Annotated in this window: 22 protein-coding genes; 18 read left to right on the top strand and 4 right to left on the bottom strand. The window is 70.9% G+C overall.

The window, feature by feature from the left end; all coding sequences use genetic code 11:
• The first annotated feature begins 162 nt into the window (after positions 1-162).
• The 18 genes from ABF401_RS06055 (at position 163) to ABF401_RS05970 (ending at position 17,359) form a co-directional block, all read left to right on the top strand.
• Positions 163-261 carry a 30S ribosomal protein bS22 gene (locus ABF401_RS06055; protein WP_082775156.1) on the top strand — a complete coding sequence of 33 codons (99 nt, stop codon included), beginning with the start codon at positions 163-165 and terminating at the stop codon, positions 259-261.
• Between the two features lie 185 nt (positions 262-446).
• Positions 447-1,493 (top strand): NAD-dependent epimerase/dehydratase family protein, encoded by a 1,047-nt coding sequence (locus ABF401_RS06050; protein ID WP_353508641.1) that lies wholly within the window; start codon positions 447-449, stop codon positions 1,491-1,493.
• On the top strand, positions 1,490-3,082 hold the full coding sequence (locus ABF401_RS06045) for a 1-acyl-sn-glycerol-3-phosphate acyltransferase (protein WP_353508640.1): 1,593 nt from the start codon (positions 1,490-1,492) through the stop codon (positions 3,080-3,082). Before ABF401_RS06050 ends, ABF401_RS06045 begins: the two co-directional genes overlap by 4 nt.
• Positions 3,083-3,177: 95 nt before the next feature.
• Complete coding sequence (locus tag ABF401_RS06040; protein ID WP_353508639.1) at positions 3,178-4,230, top strand: baeRF2 domain-containing protein; 1,053 nt, start codon at positions 3,178-3,180, stop codon at positions 4,228-4,230.
• A gap of 9 nt (positions 4,231-4,239) precedes the next feature.
• Positions 4,240-4,485: a glutaredoxin family protein gene (locus tag ABF401_RS06035; RefSeq protein WP_353508638.1), complete on the top strand. Its 246-nt coding sequence runs from the start codon at positions 4,240-4,242 to the stop codon at positions 4,483-4,485.
• A 197-nt stretch (positions 4,486-4,682) separates the two neighbouring features.
• Positions 4,683-5,417, top strand: coding sequence for a redox-sensing transcriptional repressor Rex (locus ABF401_RS06030; RefSeq protein ID WP_353508637.1), 735 nt, complete (start codon positions 4,683-4,685; stop codon positions 5,415-5,417).
• Positions 5,414-6,802, top strand: coding sequence for a glutamyl-tRNA reductase (locus ABF401_RS06025; RefSeq protein WP_353508636.1), 1,389 nt, complete (start codon positions 5,414-5,416; stop codon positions 6,800-6,802). Before ABF401_RS06030 ends, ABF401_RS06025 begins: the two co-directional genes overlap by 4 nt.
• A complete protein-coding gene (gene hemC / locus ABF401_RS06020) occupies positions 6,799-7,749 on the top strand; it encodes a hydroxymethylbilane synthase (RefSeq protein ID WP_353508635.1) in 951 nt (316 codons plus the stop codon). Before ABF401_RS06025 ends, hemC begins: the two co-directional genes overlap by 4 nt.
• Entirely contained in the window at positions 7,746-9,392 is a 1,647-nt protein-coding gene (locus tag ABF401_RS06015; protein WP_353508634.1) for a bifunctional uroporphyrinogen-III C-methyltransferase/uroporphyrinogen-III synthase, read from the top strand. Before hemC ends, ABF401_RS06015 begins: the two co-directional genes overlap by 4 nt.
• A 17-nt stretch (positions 9,393-9,409) precedes the next feature.
• Positions 9,410-10,375: a porphobilinogen synthase gene (gene hemB / locus ABF401_RS06010; protein ID WP_353508633.1), complete on the top strand. Its 966-nt coding sequence runs from the start codon at positions 9,410-9,412 to the stop codon at positions 10,373-10,375.
• Between the two features lie 128 nt (positions 10,376-10,503).
• Positions 10,504-10,983 (top strand): MarR family winged helix-turn-helix transcriptional regulator, encoded by a 480-nt coding sequence (locus ABF401_RS06005; protein ID WP_353508632.1) that lies wholly within the window; start codon positions 10,504-10,506, stop codon positions 10,981-10,983.
• A 22-nt stretch (positions 10,984-11,005) separates the two neighbouring features.
• Positions 11,006-12,310 carry a glutamate-1-semialdehyde 2,1-aminomutase gene (hemL, locus tag ABF401_RS06000; RefSeq protein WP_353508631.1) on the top strand — a complete coding sequence of 435 codons (1,305 nt, stop codon included), beginning with the start codon at positions 11,006-11,008 and terminating at the stop codon, positions 12,308-12,310.
• A 62-nt stretch (positions 12,311-12,372) separates the two neighbouring features.
• Entirely contained in the window at positions 12,373-13,032 is a 660-nt protein-coding gene (locus ABF401_RS05995) for a histidine phosphatase family protein (RefSeq protein WP_353508630.1), read from the top strand.
• Positions 13,032-13,643 carry a TlpA family protein disulfide reductase gene (locus ABF401_RS05990; RefSeq protein WP_353508629.1) on the top strand — a complete coding sequence of 204 codons (612 nt, stop codon included), beginning with the start codon at positions 13,032-13,034 and terminating at the stop codon, positions 13,641-13,643. Before ABF401_RS05995 ends, ABF401_RS05990 begins: the two co-directional genes overlap by 1 nt.
• Positions 13,644-13,660: 17 nt before the next feature.
• On the top strand, positions 13,661-14,404 hold the full coding sequence (locus ABF401_RS05985) for a cytochrome c biogenesis CcdA family protein (RefSeq protein WP_353508628.1): 744 nt from the start codon (positions 13,661-13,663) through the stop codon (positions 14,402-14,404).
• The gene (resB, locus tag ABF401_RS05980; RefSeq protein WP_353508627.1) at positions 14,404-16,056 is read left to right on the top strand and encodes a cytochrome c biogenesis protein ResB; all 1,653 of its coding nucleotides are present in this window, start codon (positions 14,404-14,406) and stop codon (positions 16,054-16,056) included. The genes ABF401_RS05985 and resB overlap by 1 nt, the downstream gene beginning before the upstream one ends.
• 17 nt (positions 16,057-16,073) lie before the next feature.
• Complete coding sequence (gene ccsB / locus ABF401_RS05975) at positions 16,074-17,063, top strand: c-type cytochrome biogenesis protein CcsB (RefSeq protein WP_353508626.1); 990 nt, start codon at positions 16,074-16,076, stop codon at positions 17,061-17,063.
• Positions 17,064-17,065: 2 nt separating this feature from the next.
• The gene (locus tag ABF401_RS05970) at positions 17,066-17,359 is read left to right on the top strand and encodes a DUF4229 domain-containing protein (protein ID WP_353508625.1); all 294 of its coding nucleotides are present in this window, start codon (positions 17,066-17,068) and stop codon (positions 17,357-17,359) included.
• Positions 17,360-17,584: 225 nt separating this feature from the next.
• On the opposite strand, the gene ABF401_RS05965 is transcribed toward ABF401_RS05970, so the two are convergent.
• From ABF401_RS05965 to menE, 4 genes are all read right to left on the bottom strand, one after another.
• On the bottom strand, positions 17,585-18,814 hold the full coding sequence (locus ABF401_RS05965) for a flavin-containing monooxygenase (RefSeq protein ID WP_353508624.1): 1,230 nt from the start codon (positions 18,812-18,814) through the stop codon (positions 17,585-17,587).
• Between the two features lie 87 nt (positions 18,815-18,901).
• Positions 18,902-19,780 (bottom strand): 1,4-dihydroxy-2-naphthoate polyprenyltransferase, encoded by an 879-nt coding sequence (locus ABF401_RS05960; protein WP_353508623.1) that lies wholly within the window; start codon positions 19,778-19,780, stop codon positions 18,902-18,904.
• A gap of 22 nt (positions 19,781-19,802) precedes the next feature.
• On the bottom strand, positions 19,803-20,117 hold the full coding sequence (locus ABF401_RS05955; RefSeq protein ID WP_353508622.1) for a PLD nuclease N-terminal domain-containing protein: 315 nt from the start codon (positions 20,115-20,117) through the stop codon (positions 19,803-19,805).
• 57 nt (positions 20,118-20,174) lie between these two features.
• The gene (gene menE, locus ABF401_RS05950) at positions 20,175-21,353 is read right to left on the bottom strand and encodes an o-succinylbenzoate--CoA ligase (RefSeq protein WP_353508621.1); all 1,179 of its coding nucleotides are present in this window, start codon (positions 21,351-21,353) and stop codon (positions 20,175-20,177) included.
• Positions 21,354-21,602 lie beyond the last annotated feature (249 nt).

Genomic DNA, 21,602 nt, shown 5'->3' with positions numbered 1-21,602 from the left:
CCTAGGCCCGGGGCCGTTTTGGCTCGGTCCCGGGCGGGCCGGTACGCTGGTGCGGTTGGTTCCCGGCTGTGGTAGCGCCGGGGGCTGTCGATTCAGAACGGAATCGGGCCGCCGCACCAGGCGTGCCCGCTCCGAGCCACCAGGTTTCGAGAGGCTTTTCGTATGGGCTCCGTGGTCAAGAAGCGCCGCAAGCGTATGGCGAAGAAGAAGCACCGCAAGCTGCTGCGCAAGACGCGTCACCAGCGTCGCAACAAGAAGTGATCTGACGCGATCCGCGGGCCCTTGGCTCGCGCCTCGACCCTCGCCCTTCGGGTGGGGGTCGACTGCTGTCCCACCACCCTACGGATGGGAACCCGTCGGTAGGGTGGTGCCGAAGCCCACGCAGTGCACCGAGGGGGCTGGTCGCCCTCTCCCCGGAGCCGGGGCGTGCGGAGACAGGAGGAACCGTGGCCAAGGTCGTGCTCGTGACCGGCGTGTCCCGCTACCTCGGCGGTCTCTACGCCCGACGGCTCAGTGCCGAGCCGGAGGTCGAGCGCATCCTCGGTGTCGACGTCCTGCCTCCCCGGCACTCGATCGGGCGAGCCGAGTTCGTCCGGGCGGACATCCGCAACCCGATGATCGGCCGGATCATCCGCCAGGCCGGGGTCGACACCGTCGTGCACATGAACGTCATTGCCACGCCGAAGGACACGGGCGGTCGAGTCACGCAGAAGGAGATCAACGTCATCGGCACGATGCAGCTGCTCGCCGCGTGCCAGAAGTCGGACAGCGTGCAACGGCTCGTCGTGAAGTCGACAGCGGCCGTCTACGGCTCCTCGCCACGCGACCCGGCGATGTTCGCCGAGGACATGAACGCCAAGTCGACGCCCCGGACGGGGTTCGGCAAGGACTCGATCGAGGTCGAGGGCTATGTCCGGGGTTTCTCGCGCCGGCGTCCAGACGTCGAGATCACCATGTTGCGTCTCGCCAACGTGATTGGTCCGCAGATCCGCACGGCCATCACCGACTACTTCGCCATGCCGCTCGTCCCCGTCCCCTTGGGCTACGACGCCCGCATGCAGTTCATCCATGAGCACGACGCCGTGGAAGCACTCGCCATGGCGACAACCGGGCCGTCCGTGGGCATCGTCAACGTTGCCGGCGAGGGATTCGTCACCCTGCTCCAGTGCCTCGCCATCGTGCGCCGCCCGATCGTCCCGGTCCCGATGGCGACCGCCGGGGTCGTGGGCAACATCGTCAAGCGGAGCGGGCTGGCGGACTTCTCCCCCGACCAGGTTGCCTTCCTCGCCTTCGGACGTGGTCTGGACACGACCCGGATGCGCGAGGTCTTCGCCTTCGCGCCGCAGTACACGACCCGGGAGGCGTTCGCGGACTTCGCGGAGCACCTGCGCCCGGTCGTCCCCGGAGTCGGCGAGGTCACCGAGGCGGTCACCGGGGCTGCCGGTGGAGGGGCCGCGACGCTCGCCCGTGTCTTCGAGAGGCTGCAACAGTGACCGAGCGCAACGACCGGGCCGAGTCCACCGAGGCCGGCACGAAGAAGGTGAGCGCCAGCAAGACGGAGAAGCGAAAGACCCCAGCGACGACGTCCAGCACCTCGAAGGCTGGCACCCGGAAGGCCGGTGCCAGCGGGAGCGCGGCGCGCAAGGCGAAGGGTCAAGGAGCGGGGGCCCGACCGGTGCCCGCCGCGCGCAACGCCGTCGCGGCGGGTGCGGCCAGGGCCTCCGGAGAGCGTCGGCGGCGATCCGGGACACCGTTGCTGTCCGCACTCGAGCCGGTCGAGCTCAGCGTGGCCCGCCGCGAGGTGCAGCTGGCCAAGCTCGCCATGCCCGAGCAGCCGAAGTCCGGCCCGGACAGGAGCTCCAGCGCGGGCAGTGGTGACGCGCCGAGTACCGCGACGCCGGACACGCCCAAACGAAAGCGACCGCCCCGCAAGGCCATCCGCGAGCGACGCGAGCAACGTGCACGGGAGCGTGCCCTCCACCCGGTCCCCTCGTTGCCTGAGCCACTCGAGGAGGTCGCTCCGGCCACGGAGTCGGCTGAGCGGCATACGGAACCTGCTGCGGAGCACTCCGGCGGGGCCGCCGGTATCGCCTCCGGCCTGCAGAGCCGGGCAGAGCGGCTCGTCGGCGCCGTTCTCGAGTCGGCGGAGTTCTCCTCCGAGGTGCGACCTGGCCCGGCGGAGCTCGTCGAGCTGGCGGTCAACGTGCTGCGGGCTGCCGCGACGGCCGCGGGAGTGCCGGCCGAGGACGTCGAGCGCCAGGTCGCCGAGACCCTCGCGTACGTCCGCCGCCGATTGACCGGGGACTACACCGTCGACGAGTTCGGCTTCGACGAGGAGTACACGGTCCACGTCCACCTGCCCCTGCTGCGGCCGTTGTACAAGTCCTGGTTCCGGGTCGAGGTCAAGGGCATCGAGAACATCCCGTCGGAGGGCGGGGCTCTGGTCGTGGCCAACCACTCCGGCACCGTCGCGATGGATTCCCTGATGACCCAGGTGGCGGTCCATGACGAGCACCCGAACAAGCGCCACCTGCGCATGCTCGGCGCGGACCTCGTCTTCCAGCTGCCCTTCATCGGAGCGATCGCCCGTCGGTCCGGGACGACGCTCGCCGCCAATACCGACGCCGAGCGGCTGCTCGCGGATGGCCACCTGGTCGGCGTCTGGCCCGAGGGCTTCAAGGGCGTCGGCAAGCCGTTCAGTGAGCGCTACAAGCTCCAGCGGTTCGGGCGAGGGGGATTCGTCTCCGCCGCCCTTCGCGCCGGCGTCCCGATCGTGCCCTGCTCCATCGTCGGGGCCGAGGAGATCTACCCGATGATCGGCAACCTGCCGACCGTCGCCCGGCTCCTGGGGCTGCCCTACGTGCCGATCACGCCGACCTTTCCGTGGCTCGGGCCACTGGGGGCCATCCCGCTGCCGAGCAAGTGGCTCATCGAGTTCGGCGCCCCGATCGACACGACCGCCCTGGGCCGGGAGGCCGCGGACGACCCGATGCTCGTCTTCGACCTGACCGACCAGGTCCGCGAGACGATCCAGCAGACCCTCTACAGCCTGCTCATGCAGCGGCGATCGGTCTTCATCTGAGCCCTGGCAACTCAGGTGCGGGCTCGTCCGGCCCCTGTTTGTGAGCAGGCACCGGGGGTAGCGTTTCTCGGAAGACGACTCCCCGGGAGGCACCGATGCAGCTCGACTGGCTCAAGCCCCTCACCGGACTCGAGGGGCCGTTCGCGTGCGCGACACTCGACGCCAGCAACCTCGATCCGGTGACGCGGACCCGTCGACTCGCCGCTTGGGGCTCGGCTCGACGGGAGCTGGAGCGCTGCGGCGCCGATGGCGACACCCTGGCGGTCCTCGACGAGGCTGTGACCGATCCGACCGGGGCGGGCGAGCGCACCCGGGTCGTGTGCGCCAGCCAGGGCCACCTCGTGCTCGACGTCGGCATGGAGGGACGGCCACGCCAGGAGTCGTCGTCCTTTGGGCCGGTCCCGCGGGTGATGGAGGTCGTGCGGGGGCTGGACGGCAAGGAGACCCACGCTGTGGTGCGCCTCGATCGCGAGGGCGCCGACATCGAGGTCATCGACCCCAGCGGCGCGATCGTCACGGCCACTGATGTGACCGGCGAGCACGACGAGCTGCGCAAGGTCGGCGTCGGCGGGGCTTCCCAGCGCCGGTTCCAGGCACGCGCCGAGGACTCCTGGAAGCACAACGCCACTCAGATCGCCGCCGAGCTCGACCGCCTCGTCCGGCGGCTGCGGCTCGGCGTCGTCTTCCTCGAGGGCGAGGGCCACATGGCGTCCTATCTCGTGGACCAGGCCTCCGGGCCCACGGCGGAGCTGCTCGTCAGGCTCGACACCGGTGGCAGAGCCGCCGGTACCTCGGAGGCGGCCGAGACCACCGCCCGGGATGCGGCGCTCGGCCGCCGGCGGGCGGCGCGCGACGCTCGCCTCCTCGAGCGGTTCGGCGACGCCAAGGGCGCCGGCTCGACGGTGGAGGGGTGGGACGCAGTGACCGAAGCGGTCGCCAAGGCCCAGGTCGCCCACGTCCTGCTCCATTCAGACGTCCGGGACGGTGGCGAAGCGCCGGGCACTGCGGACTCGACCGCCGAGGACCGCGACGCCAACGCCCTCATCTGGTCGCTGGCACCGGTGGGTGCCGAGATCTCGCTCGTCGCCCAGCCCTTCGACGCCAAGGACGGCGTCGCAGCCATCCTCCGGTGGAACGACGCGTCCTAGCATGGGTCCATGCCCGAGCCCGAATCTCGCGTCACCCTCATCGGTCGCCCCGGATGTCACCTCTGTGATGAGGCGCGGGCCGTCATCGACCGGGTGACCGCCGACCTCGGCGTCTCGTGGGATGAGCGCTCCATCGATGACGACGCCGACCTGCGCGCGAAGTACGCCGAGCAGATCCCCGTGACCCTCGTCGACGGCCAGCGCCACGACTTCTGGCGGGTGGACGAGGCACGCTTGAGAGCGGCCCTGATGTGACGGCCGGTGACCGAGCCGGGGCCCGATCACGCGACGGATCGCAGGACTGTCCACGTGGTGGTGACATTCGCCGCTCACTTTGTGCAAGGGTTCACAAACGTCTAGCCTGACGGGGTACCCACGCGCTCCGCGATCGTGGTCTCTTGGCGTTCCCGGGAGGCCCGGTCGCCTCAGACGAGAGGAGCCGGTGACCCAGAGTGTCGGCCGACCCCACCTTGCGTCGCGAGATCCCCGACGCAACCGTCGCGCGGCTCCCTGAGTACCTCCGAACCCTCTCGCGCCTGGCCGAGGAAGGGGTCCTCTCCGTGTCGTCCGAGGAGCTCGCGGCAGCCGTCGGCGTCCGCTCGGCGCAGCTGCGCAAGGACCTCAGCCACCTGGGCTCGTACGGCGTCCGTGGGGTCGGCTACGAGGTCGAGACACTGGCCCTCGAGATCTCGCGCGCGCTCGGCCTGACGGAGGACTGGCCCGTCGCGATCGTCGGGATGGGCAACCTCGGCCACGCACTGGCTTCCTACTCGGGCTTCGTCACCAAGGGCTTCCGCATCGTCGCGCTCTTCGACGACGACCCGGCGCTGCGGGGCGAGGTGGTCGAGGGCGTCGAGATCCAGCCGTTCGGCCACCTGTCGCGGCGCTACGCGGAGGACCCGATCGCCATCGGTGTCATCGCCACCCCTGCTGTCGCGGCCCAGACCGTGTGCGATGCGCTCGTGGACGTCGGCGTCAGGTCGATCCTCAACTTCGCGCCCGCCGTGCTCTCCGTGCCGCACGGTGTCGACGTCCGCCGCGTCGACCTCTCCACCGAGCTGCAGATCCTTGCCTTCCATGCCCAGCAGAAGGCGCTGGCGCAGGGTGCCCTTGACCCGCTCGACTCGCTCGGCGTGGCCCCGGGGCTGGCCGGAGCAACGGGCTCAGGACCGGCGGTGGCGACATGAGCCTGCTCGTCATCGGACTGTCCCACCACACGGCGCCGCTCGCCCTGCTCGAGTCCCTCTCCGAGTCACCGGACCGGGTCGCCGACATCGCGACTGCGGTCCTCGCGTCCGCGACGGCGTCCGAGGCAGTCGTCCTCGCGACCTGCAACCGGCTCGAGGTCTACGCCGAGGTGCCGGCCTTCCACCCCGCCGTGGCCGCAGTCGGTGAGGCACTCTCCATCGCGGCCGGCACGCGCCGCACGGGCCTGCCGACGTCGACGACCGTGGCTGCGGTGGCTCAGCGCGACCCCGTCGAAGAGCTCGCCGCCCGGGCGGAGGGCATCGCCGACCACCTCTACGTCCGCTATGACGACGGTGCGGTGGCCCACGCCTTCACGGTGGCCTGCGGCTTGGACTCGATGGCCGTGGGGGAGTCGCAGATCCTCGGCCAGATGCGCGACGCCCTGGCGGTGGCGCAGCAGGCCGGCCGGGCGGGGGAGTCGCTCAACTCCCTGTTCCAGCATGCCCTTCGGGTGGGCAAGCGGGCCCACTCCGAGACGGACATCGACCGGCACAGCGTCTCGCTCGTCCAGATGGGCCTCGAGGAAGCCGCACGCGTCCTCGGTGACCTGCGCGGCCGGCGCGCCGCCGTGGTGGGCGCTGGGGCGATGAGTGGCCTTGCCGTGGCCACCGCCGCCCGCAACGGCATCACCGACCTCACGATCATCAACCGGACGCCGGCGCGGGCCGAGCGCCTGGCCGCATCGGTGGGCGGGACGGCCCGGCCCTGGTCCGACCTCGCTGAGGTCCTGGCCGAGAGCGATCTCGTCATCGCCTGCACCGGTGCGGTCGGGCAGGTCATCACGGAGGAGCGGCTGCTCCGGAGCGTCGCCGCACGCAGAGGCGTGCCGCAGGTCTTCGTCGACCTGGCCCTCCCGCGGGACGTCGCGCCGGTGGAGACCTGGAGCCAACCCCTGCCGAGTGTCACCCTGATCGACCTCGAGGAGCTCGGTCGGCGCCTCGAGGGACGGACCGACCTGCTGCAGGTCGGCCGCGTCAGCGACCTCGTCACCGTGGAGGTCGCCGACTACCTGACCCGCCGGCTCGAGAAGTCCGTGGCTCCAACCGTCGCCGCCCTGCGTGCCCGCGCCGCCTCCCTCGTCTCGACCGAGCTGGACCGGCTCCATCAGCGCCTGCCCGAGCTCGACGAGGCGACTCGTGCGGAAGTCGGACTCGCGGTCCACCGCATCGTCGAGAAGCTGCTCCACACGCCGACGACCCGGGTGAAGGAGTTCGCCGTCGAGGGCGCCGGCCCCGACTACGCCGCTGCACTCCGCGAGCTGTTCGACCTCGAACCGAAGGACGTGGCCAACGTCTCATCCCTACCCAAGCGGGGTGCCCGATGACCGCCCTGCGCCTCGGCACCCGGCGCTCGGCCCTCGCCACGACGCAGTCCGGCTGGGTCGCGGATCGGCTGCGAGCAGCCGGCCACGAAGTCGAGCTCGTCGAGATCACGACCGAGGGCGACGTCTCGGGCGAGCTGCTGACGGCCATCGGCGGCACGGGCGTGTTCGCCGCGGCCATCCGCAAGGCTCTCAAGGACAACCGCGTCGATCTCGCCGTCCACTCGCTCAAGGACCTCCCGACAACTCCCGAGCCGGGACTCGTCATCGCGGCCGTGCCCGTGCGGGAGGACAGCCGGGACGTCCTGGTGGCTCGCGACGGCCTCACGCTCGGTGAGCTGCCCGCCGGTTCGACCGTGGGGACTGGCTCGCCCAGGCGCACGGCCCAGCTCGCCAGCCTCGGCCTCGGACTCGAGATCCGCCCCATCCGCGGAAACGTCGACACGCGGCTCCGGTTCGTCAGCAGCGGAGAGCTTGATGCGGTCGTCCTGGCGCGTGCAGGCCTGGCCCGACTGGGCCGGCTCGGGGTCGTCACCGAGGTGCTCGACCCGATCCAGGTCCTGCCGGCGCCCGGTCAGGGAGCGCTGGCCGTCGAGTGCCGTGCCGACCGGCCAGACGTCCAGCAGGCGGTCAGCATCCTCGAGGATGCCGACACCAGGGCCTGTGTCACCGCCGAGCGCGCGCTGCTCGCCGCCCTGGAGGCGGGCTGCACCGCCCCCGTTGGCGCCCTCGCCGAGGTGGCCGAAGGCGACGCCGGCCTGGAGCTGTCGCTTCGTGCCTTCGCCGGCAGCGAGGACGGACGAATCGACTTGCGTCGGTCGCTCACCGGTAGGTATGACGACCCTGAGGAGATCGGCCGACAGCTCGCCCAGATCCTGCTCGAGGACGGCGCCGCCGACCTCGGCCAGCCCTCCACTCCCGCACAACGACCCCCGGAGCCAGTTTCGTGACTCGCACACGCCAGCCGTCAGAGCCGACGGTGCCGACCCCCACGGTCCCGACGACACCCTCACGCGTCGCCTTCGTCGGGTCCGGCCCCGGTGACCCGGGGCTGCTCACCCTGCGAGCGCGCGACCTGCTCGCCGCGGCCGACGTCGTCGTGCTCGACCGCCTCATGCGTGAGGAGGCGGTGCTGCGCTACGCCGGCGACGACGTGCAGATCGTGGACGCCGCGCACGGTGAGAACGGTCAGGAGCTGACCCACGCCGTCCGCGCCAAGCTCGTCGTCCGGGCCGCGAAGTCCGTCCCGACGGGCGGCCTCGTCGTGCGCCTCATGGATGGCGACCCGGCGACCTTCAACGGCCTCGTCGAGGAGGTGCGTGCCTGCCGCAAGGCCGGCATCAGCTTCGACGTCGTCCCCGGGGTGTCGGCCGCGAGCGCCATTGCGACCTATGCGGGCGTCCCGCTCACCTCGAAGAACACGCCGGCAGTCCACGTGCTCAACGCCGACCAGACGGGGCTCGACCTCGGCCGCTACGGCACGAACGACGACACCGTGGTCATTCTCGGCTCGATTTCCTCGATCGGCGCGGCGCTCGACGGCTTGCTCGAGTCCGGACGTCCGGCCGAGGCCCAGGTCGTCCTCGTCGAACGCGGCACCACCGTCCGTCAGTCCTCGTGGACGACGACCCTCGCCGAGGCCGAGACCGCGATCGAGCGCCTCACGGGCGGGGTGTCCGCAGCGGTGGTGTCACCCAACGTGGCGCTCCGCGAGGAGTTCTCCTGGTTCGAGACGAAGCCACTGTTCGGCTGGAAGGTCCTCGTGCCGCGCACCCAGGCACAGGCCGGACCCATGATCGAGCGGCTCGCTGCGTACGGCGCCGTCGCCGACGTCGTGCCGACCATCTCCGTCGAGCCGCCTCGCACCCCGCAGCAGATGGAGAAGGCGGTCCGGGGGCTGGTCACCGGTCGCTACGAGTGGATCGGCTTCACCTCGACCAACGCCGTTCGCGCGGTGCGGGAGCGCTTCGAGGAGCTCGGGCTCGACGCTCGGGCCTTCGCGGGCCTCAAGGTGGCGGCGGTCGGTGGCGTCACCGCCGACGCGCTCCGCGACTGGGGGATCAACCCCGACCTCGTGCCGACCGGAGAGCACTCCGCAGCAGGACTGCTCGAGGTGTGGCCGGAGTTCGACGAGGTCCTCGACCCGATCAACCGGGTCCTCCTGCCCCGTGCCGACATCGCCACCGACACGCTCGTGGCCGGGCTGCGCGACATGGGCTGGGAGGTCGACGACGTGACCGCCTACCGGACCGTCCGCGCAGCGCCTCCCGCACAGCACGTGCGGGACGCGATCAAGGGCGGCGACTACGACGCGGTCGTCTTCACCTCGAGCTCGACGGTGCGCAACCTCGTCGGGATCGCGGGCAAGCCCCACGCAGCGACCGTCGTCGCCTGCATCGGCCCCGCCACGGCGAAGACCGCTCAGGAGCACGGCCTGCGTGTCGACGTGCTGGCGCCGGAGGCCTCCGCGGTCAGCCTCGTCGACGCCCTGGCCGGCCACGGCGTCGGCCTCGCGGTCGCGGCGGCCGAGGCGGGGCAGCCGGTGCAGCGCCCCAGCGACAAGCGGCCGGCCTCGCGCCGCCGCGCGCGCTGAGAGCAAGGAAACCGACCGTGATCGACCGTCCTCGCCGCCTGCGCCAGACCGCCACGCTCCGTGCGCTCGTCGCTGAGACGCGCCTGCACCCACGCGACCTCGTGCTGCCCGCCTTCGTCGCGGAGGGTGCGGACGAACCGCGGCCCATCGCGAGCATGCCGGGGGTCGTCCAGCACTCGCTCGACTCGCTCGTCGACGAGGCGCGTCGCTCCGTGGACGCCGGCATCGGCGGCATCATGCTCTTCGGGGTCCCGACCACGAAGGATGCCCGCGGCTCGGGCGGCACCGAGCCCAGCGGCATACTCAATGTCGCTCTCGAGCGCGTGCGCTCTGCCGTCGGCGACGATCTCGTCGTCATGGCGGACACCTGCCTGGACGAGTTCACCGACCACGGGCACTGCGGCGTCCTCGATGACCGCGGGCGCGTCGACAACGACGCGACGTTGGAGATCTACGGTGAGATGGCGGTCGCCCAAGCACGTGCAGGAGCACACGTCGTCGGCCCCTCGGGGATGATGGACGGCCAGGTCGCCGCCATCCGCGGCGCCCTCGATGACGCCGGGTTCATCGACACCGTGATCCTCGCGTATGCGGCCAAGTACGCCTCCGCCTTCTTCGGGCCGTTCCGCGAGGCCGTCCAGTCGAGCCTCGTGGGTGACCGGCGAACGTACCAGCAGGACCCGGCCAACGTGGTCGAGTCCCTCCGCGAGATCGACCTGGACATCGCCGAGGGAGCCGATCTCGTCATGGTCAAGCCGGCCATGTCCTACCTCGACGTCGTCGCCGCGGCAGCAGAGCGGTCAACCGTGCCGGTCGCGGCCTACCAGGTCTCGGGCGAGTACGCGATGATCTCGGCCGCCGGCGCGAACGGCTGGATCGACCGCAGGGCTGCAGCTCTCGAGTCGCTCCTGTCGATCCGCCGCGCCGGCGCCCAGGTCGTCCTGACCTACTTCGCGCTCGAGGCGGCGGACTGGATCGGCTGACCGACAGGCCGACCGGACCGGCGGTGCCACGCCGTTCGTGGTGACCGCCGGAGCGCTGTGTGACAACTAGGATCTGAGCAGCCACCTGATCCAGCGCAGTCCAACCGCCTGAAGGGAGTGACCCGGCCTTGTCCGAGAGTGATGGCTTCAACTGGCTCAGTGACTCGGAGCAGGCCTCCTGGCGGGCCATCCTGCGCGGCACCCGCCTCCTGGAGACGGCGCTCGACGACGCCCTCCACGACTCGGGCCTGCAGCTGAGCGAGTACGAGATCATCTCGATGCTCTCGGAGAGCCCGTCCCGCCGCCTGCGGATGTCCGAGCTCGCCGCGATGGTGGTGCAGTCGCGCAGTCGGTTGACGCACACGGCGAAGCGACTCGAGGCGCGGGGCTGGGTCACGCGGGAGCAGTGTCTGGGCGATCGACGCGGTGTCGAGCTCGTCCTCACACCGGTCGGGCTCGAGGCGGTCGACGCGATCGCCAAGGTCCATGTGCAGAGCGTGCGCGACAACCTCGTCGACATCATGACGCCGCAGCAGTTCAAGGCGATCGGCGACGCGATGGCCATCGTCCGGGACCACCTCGACCCGGAGGGCCTGAGCGACGCCTGATCCCCTCGTGGACAATGACGGCATGAACTCAGGTGCGTCGGAGGCCCTGCTCGCACGGGCGAGCGCAGTGATCCCGGGTGGCGTCAACTCGCCGGTGCGGGCCTTCCGCGCGGTCGGTGGCACGCCACGGTTCATGGCCTCCGGCAAGGGGGCCTGGCTCACCGACGTCGACGGGAACCGATACGTCGACCTCATCTGCTCCTGGGGCCCGATGATCTTGGGGCACGCCCACCCCGAGGTGCTGCGGGCCGTGAATGAGGCTGCCGCACAAGGCTTCTCGTTCGGCACGCCCTCGGAGAACGAGGTCGCCCTCGCCGAGGAGATCGTCGCCCGAGTCGAGCCCGTCGACCGGGTCCGGCTCGTCAACAGCGGCACGGAGGCGACCATGTCGGCGATCCGGCTGGCGCGGGGCTACACCCAAAGGGACGTCATCGTGAAGTTCGCCGGCTGCTATCACGGCCACGTCGATGCGCTCCTGGCGTCGGCTGGGTCCGGCGTCGCGACGTTCGCGCTGCCCGACTCGGCCGGGGTGCCGCGCTCGAGTGCGGGCGAGACGATCGTGCTGCCCTACAACGATCTCGCGGCCGTCGAGGCGGTCTTCGCCGAGCGCGGTCAGCAGATCGCTGCCGTCATCACCGAGGCCGCGCCGGGCAACATGGGCGTCGTCCCGCCGGCCCCCGGGTTCACCGAGGGGTTGCGCCGAGTCACCCGCGACCACGGCGCACTGCTCATCAGCGACGAGGTGATGACCGGTTTCCGGTGCTCGCGCTCGGGGTTCTACGGGCTCGAGGGGCCGTATGCCGCTGGGCCGGCTGACCTGTTCACCTTCGGCAAGGTGATGGGCGGGGGTTTCCCGACCGCCGCCTTCGGCGGCAGCGGCGAGGTCATGGCCCTGCTCGCGCCGGCCGGCCCGGTCTACCAGGCCGGCACGCTGTCGGGGAACCCGGTTGCCTCTGCAGCGGGCCTCGCGACCCTGCGCGGGTGCACCGACGACGTCTACACGCGGCTCGGTGCTGCCGCGCGCGCCATTGCCGACGCGGCCTCCGAGGCGCTGACCGCGGCCTCCGTCCCGCACACGGTGCAGTGGGCCGGCTCGATGTTCTCGATCTTCTTCCGCGAGGGCCCGGTGCGGGACTACGACGCCGCCAAGACGCAGGACGTCGCGGCCTTCCGCCGGTTCTTCCACGCGATGCTGAGGCAGGGCGTCCACCTGCCGCCCAGCTCGTTCGAGGCGTGGTTCGTCTCGGCGGCTCACGACGAGGACGCGATCGCGCACGTCCTGGCCGCGCTCCCGGTCGCCGCGCGTGCCGCAGCAGGGCCAGACTGAGCCGGGTGGACCCGGATGGACCGGATTCGGACCTTGGGGCGGCGTTTGAGAGACTGGGCGCCATGACCGCCACGCCGACGTCACCGGTGCCGACGCGCACTGTCGTGCACCTGATGCGGCACGGCGAGGTCCACAACCCGGCGGGCGTCCTCTACGGCCGACTCGACGGCTACCACCTGAGCGACCTCGGTCGCGAGATGGCCGAGCTCGTGACCCGGCACCTCCAGACCAACGATGTCGTCCTCGTCGTCGCGTCCCCCCTCGACCGGGCCCAGCAGACGGCCGCACCCATCGCGGCCTCGCACGGCGTGACGGTCCAGACCGATCCGCGCGTGGTGGAGTCCGAGAACTACTTCGAGGGGCGACAGGTCACCACGAAAGACCTGCTGCATCCCAGCCACTGGCACAAGCTGGTCAACCCGATGAGGCCCTCCTGGGGAGAGCCCTACACGCAGATCGCGGCCCGGATGCTCGCGGCCATCGACGACGCGCGTCACGCGGCGGAGGGCCACGAGGCGGTCATCGTCTCGCACCAGCTGCCGATCTGGACGGTTCGCAGCCAGCTCGAGGGCCGACGCCTCTGGCACGACCCACGCAAGCGTGAGTGCACCCTCGCGTCGCTGACCTCGCTCGCGTACGACGGCGACGACCTGGAGTCGATCGCGTACTCGGAGCCGGCAGCAACGCTGCTCGAACGCGCCAGCAGGAGCGTGGGCGCCTGATGCCGGACCTGAACCGACGCGCCGCGCTGCGGTGGGGGGCCATCGTGCTGGCCGGCGGGCTCGTCACGACGCTCGCCGCGTGCTCGGAGGACCCCAACTCCGTTGCCGCCCAGGCGAGGGCCGGCGACCGGAAGAACTACGTCTCCGGCGACGGCACGATCGAGCGCCTCGGTCCGGAGAACCGCGGTGCCCCGGTGTCCCTGTCGGGAACCACGCTCGAGGGCCAGCCGTGGTCGATGGCGGGCAAGGAGGGGACCGTCTTCGTCGTCAACGTCTGGGGCTCGTGGTGCCCGCCCTGCATCGAGGAGACGCCAGCGCTGCAGAAGGCCTGGGAGCAGATCCAGGGCAAGGACCTGGCCGTCGAGTTCATCGGGCTCGACAAGATGGAGAGTCCCGAGACCGGCCTCGCCTTCCAGAAGGCGAACAAGGTGACCTACCCCTCACTGGCGTACGACGGAGGCGTCCCCATCCTCGCCCTCCAGGGCAAGGCCACCGCCACCCCCTCGACGCTCGTGCTCGACCAGCAGCGCCGCATCGCCGCGCGTGTCTCCGGACCCGTCACGACGAGCACGCTCACCGCGCTCGTCGACGACGTGCTCGCCGAGGCCTGACGAGAGCCGGCACGCCCGTGAACGCTGACCTTGCGACCGGTTCCCTCGTCCTCGCCGCCGCGGTCGCACTCGCGGCAGGACTCGTGTCCTTCGCGTCCCCATGCGTCCTGCCGCTCGTGCCGGGATTCCTCGGCTACGTCACCGGCCTCTCGGACGAGTCGCTCGAGCGCCGGTCCCGGGGCCGGCTCGTCGTCGGGGCGCTGCTCTTCGTCGCCGGCTTCACCGTCGTCTTCCTCGTCGCTGCCGCTGCCCTGTCCGCCATCGGGGTGGCCTTCCGCGAGCACCAGAGCGCCCTGCTGCGCATCGGTGGCGCGGTCGTCATCGTGATGGGCCTGCTCTTCCTCGGCGTCGGCAAGTCGTATGCCGCCCAGCTCGGTTGGCGCCCCCGCGCGGGTCTGCTCGGGGCACCGTTGCTCGGGGCTGCGTTCGCGGTCGGGTGGTCCCCGTGCTGGGGGCCGACCCTGGGAGCGATCCAGGCCATGGCCGCCCCCATCTCCGCCGAGGCGGGGTCCATCGGGCGGGGACTGGTCCTGGGCGCCGTCTACTCGATCGGGCTCGGCCTGCCGTTCATCCTCATGGCGGCGCTGTGGGAGCGGGCCGGTCGGGCCAGCGCCTGGCTACGCCGGCATCGGCGACCGATCCAGGCCTTCGGCGGCCTCATGCTCATCGCGGTCGGCCTGCTCATGGTGACCGGCCTCTGGGAGTCGGTCATCGTGTGGCTCCAGACGAACCTCATCGCATCCTTCCAGGTGGTCCTCTGATGACCGAGCCGAAGACGACGGTCACGTCGGAGCAGGAGCCGGCTCAGCGGCATACGACCGAGTCGTCGCTGTCCCCAGCCCCACGCGAGCCGCAGCTGCCCCAGCTCGGGGCACTCGGGATGGCGCGGTGGGCCTGGCGACAGCTGACGAGCATGCGGACGGCCCTGTTCCTCCTGCTGCTCCTCGCCGTCGCTGCGGTGCCCGGGTCGGTCTTCCCGCAACGCAACATCGACTCGGGACGGGTCGCCGACTACCTGGCCCAGAACCAGGACACCGGGCCGTGGCTCGACCGCCTCGGGTTCTTCGACGTCTACTCGTCGCCGTGGTTCTCGGCGATCTACCTGCTCCTGTTCGTCTCGCTCATCGGCTGCATCGTGCCGCGGACGCGGGTCCACGTGCGCGCGTTGCGCGCCACGCCGCCGCGCGCGCCCGCCCGGCTGGCCCGGCTCGACCAGCACGTCGAGCTGACGACCACCCTCGGCCCGGACGAGGCGCTCGAAGCCGCACGGGCGGCCCTGCGGGGCAAGCGGTTCCGCATCCACAGCCACGATGCGACGAGCGTCAGCGCCGAGTCCGGGTATCTCAGGGAGACGGGCAACCTGATCTTCCACCTCGCCCTGACGGGCATCATCGTCGGCATGGCCGTGGGTCACCTGTTCGGCTGGCGCGGCGATCTCATTCTTTCCGAGGGGGACGAGTTCGCCTCGAGTGCGACGACGTACAACACGTTCTCACCGGGGCCGCTCGTCGGTGACGATGCCGTGCCCGGCTTCGTCATGACGCTGGACAACCTCGACGTGCAGTTCAACGAGACACCCGGTCGCTCCTTCGGCACGCCGCGGGAGTTCACCGCCCACGTCAGGGTGGCGGACGAGCTGGGCGGCGAGCCGCGCAAGGCGGATATTGCCGTCAACCACCCGCTCGTCGTCGGCGGTGCGGACGTCTTCCTCCTCGGCAACGGCTACACGCCGGTCATCACGGTGCGAGACGCGAAGGGCCAGGTCCTCTACCGCGAGGCCACGCCGTTCCTCGCCCAGGACGGGAACTACCGGTCCGTGGGCGTCGTCAAGGTGCCGTCTGCGAGCCCCAAGCAGCTCGGCTTCACCGGCTTCTTCCTGCCGACGGCCGAGCCGACCTTCGCGAACGGTCCGGTCTCGGTCTTCCCGGACGCCCAGAACCCCGAGCTCGCCCTGTCCGTCTGGGAGGGGACGCTCTTCCCAGGCGGCGCGCCGCAGTCGGTCTACACCCTCAACACCGAGGAGATGACCCAGGTGCCGGGCGATGACGGCAAGCCGGCGCTGGTTCGGCTGAAGCCGGGCCAGACCTATGAGCTGCCGGGTGGGCGCGGCTCGATCACGTTCGAGGAGGTCAAGCGCTTCGCCGGGCTGTCGATCCGCACGGACCCCGGGGCGCCGATCAGCCTCGTCAGCGCGCTCCTGGCGACGCTCGGCCTCATCCTCGGCCTGACCATCAAGCGGCGACGCGTCTTCGTCCGGGTGCGCCCGGGCGGGGAGGGCGGCGCAGAGCGAGGCGCTACCGTGGTCACCATCGGTGGCCTCTCCAAGGACTCCGACCCCGGGCTCGCCGCCATCGTCGACTCGGTCGGTGCAGCCGTGCACGATCCCCATGCAGAACGGACAGACCGCTCGTGACACCCACACTCGCCACGGTGAGTCCCGCGCTCGCCGGCAACTCGAACATGGCGCTCTATGCGTCGATGATCGTCTACACCCTCGCCATGCTCATGTTCGCCTGGCACCTCGCCTCCCGGTCGTCGCACCTGGCCGGCACGCGAGCTCCCGAACGCGAGGAGGTGCTCGTCGCGGCGGGTGGTGCGACGGCCTCGGGTGAGTCCCTCCCCAGCGATGGTGCGTCCGAGCCAACCCTCGAGCAGAGCGCCGCCTCGTGGCAGCGGGGGAACATCGCGCTCATGTTCACCTACCTCGCGACGGCGCTGCTGGTCGCCTCCGTGGTGATGCGAGGCATCGCGGTGGCACGGCCCCCGTGGGGCAACATGTTCGAGTTCGCGACCGCGTCCGCCGCCGCGGTTGGCCTGACCTACTCGGTCCTCGCCAAGCGAAACAACTGGCAATGGCTCGGCGTCTTCGTCGTCACGCCGATCCTGCTGGTGCTCGGCCTGTCGCTCGCGGTGCTCTACACCGAGGCCGGCGAGCTCATGCCGGCCCTCAAGTCGTACTGGCTCGCGATCCACGTGGGCGTCGCCTTCCTCGCCGTCTCGTTCTTCACCATTGCCGCCATCATCGGGCTGCTCTACCTCGTCCGGCGCCGGCGCGAGGAGAAGCCACCGGCCAGGGCCAGCTTCATCGAGTCGCTGCCGTCGTCGGCGGCTCTCGAGCGGACGGCCTACAGCCTCAACATGGTGGCCTTCATCCTGTGGACCTTCACGCTCATCGCCGGGGCGATCTGGGCCAAGCAGGCGTGGGGGGCCTACTGGCAGTGGGACCCGAAGGAGGTCTGGACCTTCGTCATCTGGACCGTCTACGCGGCTTACATGCACAGTCGGGCGACCGCTGGCATCGACCTGCGCAAGTCGATGTACATCGCCCTCGCCGGCTTCGTCTGCGTCATCATCAACTTCACGCTCGTCAACCTCGTGTCGACATTCGTCGGCATGCACAACTACTCCGGGATGAATTGACCGTGGTCCGTTACAGCATTCTCCGGCTGCTCATCTTCTTCGGGGTGCTCCTGGCCCTGTGGCTCGTCGGCATCCGCAACAACCCGGTGCTGCTCCTCGGGCTCTCGGCGATCATCTCGGCCGCCCTGTCCTATGCGCTGCTTCGCGGTATGCGTGACGAGATGACCGCGAAGCTGGTGGAGCGCCATGAGGCCAAGCTGCAGGCGAAGCAGGAAGGTCGGCTGGCAGCCTCCGAGGACGAGCTTGCCGAGGACGCGGAGGCCGAGCGTCCCAACGGCAGCGACACGGTGCGCTGATCGCTCGCCGACCCGGGCGGCGCTAACTGCACACTCGACCGAGCGGTGGGACGACTGACGGGACGGGTTTCCCGTCGGGTGCGGTTACCCGGCTGGGCGGAGTGCTCTGGTCCCGTCATCCGTCCCATGCGGTATGCCGCCGGGCTGGCTCTGCGTCGAGTGCGCAGTTGACGCCGGGGCGGAGTGCGCACTCCACGACGGCTGACCTGCCGACGGATCCCCGACTCACGCGGCGGGCGCGCGCAGCGCGGCGGCGATCCGCTCAGCCGTGAGCGCGGCATCCTCGCCGACCCCCATGAGCAGGGACGACTTCCGCTTCCGCAGCATGTGGACACCGACGAAGTGCAGACCGGGCGCAACTGTGCTCTCGCCGTCGTCATGCACGGGGAACCCGAACTGGTCCACGATGCCCGGGATCTCGATCCACTCGGTGTAGCGGCTTCGGTAGCCCGCGGCGACGATGACCGCTCCGACGGCGGCCAGGTCCAGCTCGCGCACCGGTCCGGGGTGGAAGTCGGCGGCTGGCGGGATGTCGAGCGCCGGACGACCGGCCCTCGCACACCACTCGAGCAGCGCCTTGCGGATCATGCCGTGGGCCATGTCGCAGAAGGCCAGGATCTCCTCCAGGTCCGGCGCCAGTCGCGGTGCATCCCCGGGGTCGGCGACGAGGTGACCCCCGAGTCGCACCCCCAGCGAGGCGAGCGTGCGATAGGTCAGGTCATGGCCGCCTCGCGTGCCGGTCGCCTGGAGGTTGGCGCCCAGCCTGGCCGCTGGCGTGGGGAGCGCCTCCGGGCCCTCGTCGAAGAAACCTGCATCGGACAGCCAGTCGAAGATGTCTCGACCCTCGAGGCGCCGATAGAACCAGGGGGCGCGTCCACAGGCCATGACGACGTCCCGGCCGGTGCGGGCGAGCTCCTCCGCGATCTGGCAGGCGCTCTGCCCGCCGCCGACGACGAGGACCGCACCGTCCGGGAGGTTCGCCGGGCTCCGGTAGTCGACGGAGTCCATCACCTCGAGCCGAGGAGGCAGGGCGGCCACGGCAGGCGGGTGGTATGGCCGCTGGTAGGCGCCCGTCGCCACGACAACCGACCGGGCCGCGATGGCGCCCTCGGCCGTGTCGAGGACGAAGCCACCCCCTGCGGCGGGCCGGAGCCGGTCAACGCGCGTACCGGAGCGGACCTCGGCAGCGAGCCCAGCGGCATACGTGCTGATGTGTTGCTCGATCCCGGCGCGCGGAAGATAGCCGTGGGGGTCGTCGCCGACGTAGCTGCCGCCGGGCAGCCGGATGCCGTGGTTGGGGGTGACGAGGGTGAAGCTGTCCCAACGCCGCGACCACGAGAAGCCGGGACGCTCGGCCTCGAGGACCACGTGGTCGACACCGCGCTCGCTCAGCTCGTGGCTCGTCGCGGTCCCCGCCTGTCCGGCGCCGACGACGACGACCTCGATCGTCTCCATGACTCTTCCCCTCGTTGCCGGAACAGCGACACACCACCGTCCCACCCCGTGGCGGCGGCGCGCAGCGAAAACGCGGTCCGGGTTCCGTCAGAAGTGGTAGCCGAGCGCCAACCCGACCGCGAGGAGAGCCGCCCAGGCCAGCTCGAAGACGCCGGTTCCAGCCAGCGTGGGGATCAGGTCGCGACCGGTCGCGCCGCCCGCGACGTCACGGATCGGCCGCGCGATGAGCGGCGCGGCGAGCAGGGCAAGGAGCGCGTAGACCGACGTCAGCGCGGCGAGCGCCGTCATGACGCATGCCACCGCGACGAGGGCGACGTAGAGGGCCCGGGTTCGCTTGTCGCCGAGGCGCACGGCCAGCGTCCGCTTGCCGGTGACGCTGTCGGTGGGGATGTCGCGCAGGTTGTTCGCGACGAGGATGGCGGAGGTGACCGAGCCGACCCCGATCGCGCCCCACCAGCCGGCCGCGGTGAGGGTCGTCATCGTGGCCATGGTGCCGAGGGTCGCGACGAGGCCGAAGAAGACGAAGACGAAGACCTCGCCCAGGCCGAGATAGCCGTAGGGACGCCTGCCGCCGGTGTAGTACCAGGCGGCGAGGATCGCGAGGGCGCCGATGGGCAGCATGACCCACAAGCCGGAGAGCACGATGAGCGTGATCCCGAGGACCCCTGCGACGGCGAACGCCGCGAACGCCGCGGTCTTGACAGAGGTCGGTGCGGCGAGCCGCTGCCCGACCAGCCGGATCGGCCCCACCCGGACCTCGTCCGTGCCGCGGACGCCGTCGCTGTAGTCGTTGGCGTAGTTCACCCCGACCTGGAGGGCGAGCGCGACGAGGGCCGCGAGGACGACGTAACCCCAGACGATGTGACCCGTCTGATAGGCCGCGCCGGAGCCGATGAGGATCGGGGAGATGGCGGCGGGCAGGGTGCGGGGGCGCGCACCTTCGATCCACTGGGCGAGCGTGGCCATGGGTCCTTGCGGGTCAGGAGGGTCAGGCGTCCGGCTTCGGTTTGCGCAGCTTGCGCAGGAAGTCGGGGTCGTCATCCGGCCCACGAGGGCGAGGAGGCGGCATCGTGCGTCGCGGGGCGCTGCCGCGGGGAGCCCCACCACCCAGCGCCCGGGAGCTCGGGGCGTCCGACTTGCCGGCGACGAGCCACATGATCGGGCCAAGGACCGGGATCAGGCAGACGAGGAGCCACACGGGCTTCGGCATGATGCGCATCAGCCTGCCGTCGGTCTGGAGACAGTCGACGAGGGCGTAGATCGTCGCGAAGACCACGAGGGCAACGAGAATCACGCGGGGCACTGAGGACTCCTTCGGGAAGTAACCCAACCATCTTGCCACCCGAGGGTCAGGAAGTGCTCATGCCTGCCGATCGGCGGCCAGGCGGATCGCCGCGCGGTCCGGCTTGCCCGGCCCGCGCAGCGGGATTGCGGGGTAGACGACGACCCGCTTCGGCACGACGGCGTCAGGAAGTATGCCGCTGAGCCGGCTCCGCAGATCGGCCGCCGTCAGGTGGGTGGTCGGGTCGTGCAGCGTCACAGCCGCGCAGACGACCTCTCCCCACTCCCGGTCGGGGACGCCGACCACGACGACGTCAGCGACGTCATGGACGTGGCGGGCGATCGCGTCCTCGACGACACCAGGGGTGACCTTGAGGCCGCCCGTGTTGATGACGTCGTCGGCTCGTCCGTCGACGACGAGCGCCCCGTCGTTGTCGATGTGACCCAGGTCGTCGGTGCGGAACCAACGGGTCCCGTCGGCGTCGGTCGAGAAGGCGTCCGCCGTCAGCTGCGGCTCCCCGAGGTACCCGTGGGCGACGGTGTCTCCACCAAGGACCACGTGCCGGTCGTTGTCGATGTGCATCCGGGTGACCGGCAGCGGCAGCCCGTCGTAGACACAGCCACCGGAGGTCTCGCTCATCCCGTACGTGAGGGTGAGGGCGACATCCGCGTCACGGGCCCGCTGGACCATGGCGTGGGGCGTGGCCGCTCCGCCGACGAGCACGCCGTCGAAGGACCGCAGCGCCTCCAGACCGGCCCGGTCGTCGAGCAGCCGGCCGAGCTGAGTCGGCACCAGGGAGGTGTAGCGGCGGGCGGCTCCTTGGCGGGGGTTCATGGCCGCGGCCGCCCGGGCGAAGGCCGCTGCCGTGAATCCGGGCCGTAGGTCCAGCACGCTCGGCGACGTCCCGCCGATGAGCGACCGGACCAGGACCTGGAGACCGGCGATGTGGTGGGCCGGCAGTGCGAGGAGCCAGGAGCCGGTGCCCCCGAGGACGGCGTGGGTCGCCGTTGCCGAGGCGGTGAGTGCCACCGCGGTGAGCATCGTGCGCTTCGGTCGGCCCGTGGAGCCGGACGTGCCGACGGCGACGGCGAACCCGTCCGGCAGGTCCGCAGGATCGTGGGGCGCGACGACCGGGTGACCCTGCTCAGCGGCATACGGCAGGACGGGGGAGCGGCCAGTGAGCGCCGCCTCGAGGTCGGCCAGGATCGTGAGCGCTTCCGCCCCTGCTGGAACGGGCAGCGGACGCGGCAGGGACATGCGGACATTGTGCCGGTTCGACCGGTCGTGAACGGAGCCGGGTCGGCGTCGGTCGAGTGTGCAGAAAATGTCGAGTGTGCAGAAAATGCCGCCGGGGCGCGCTCCCGAGTGATGCCCTGTGAGGTGAGGCCCTCGCATCCTGCTCCGCGTCGCGGAGCAGGATGCGAGTGGGTCGTTACGAGCCCACGTCAATCCTGCAGACGGCCCGGCCCCACACCGCCGAACGTCCTAATCGGCTCGTTGCCCCCA

This window comes from Intrasporangium sp., from assembly GCF_040414665.1.
Taxonomy (GTDB): domain Bacteria; phylum Actinomycetota; class Actinomycetes; order Actinomycetales; family Dermatophilaceae; genus Intrasporangium.
Note: the sequence above shows the minus strand (reverse complement) of the source record. Positions and strands in the feature narration are given on the sequence as shown.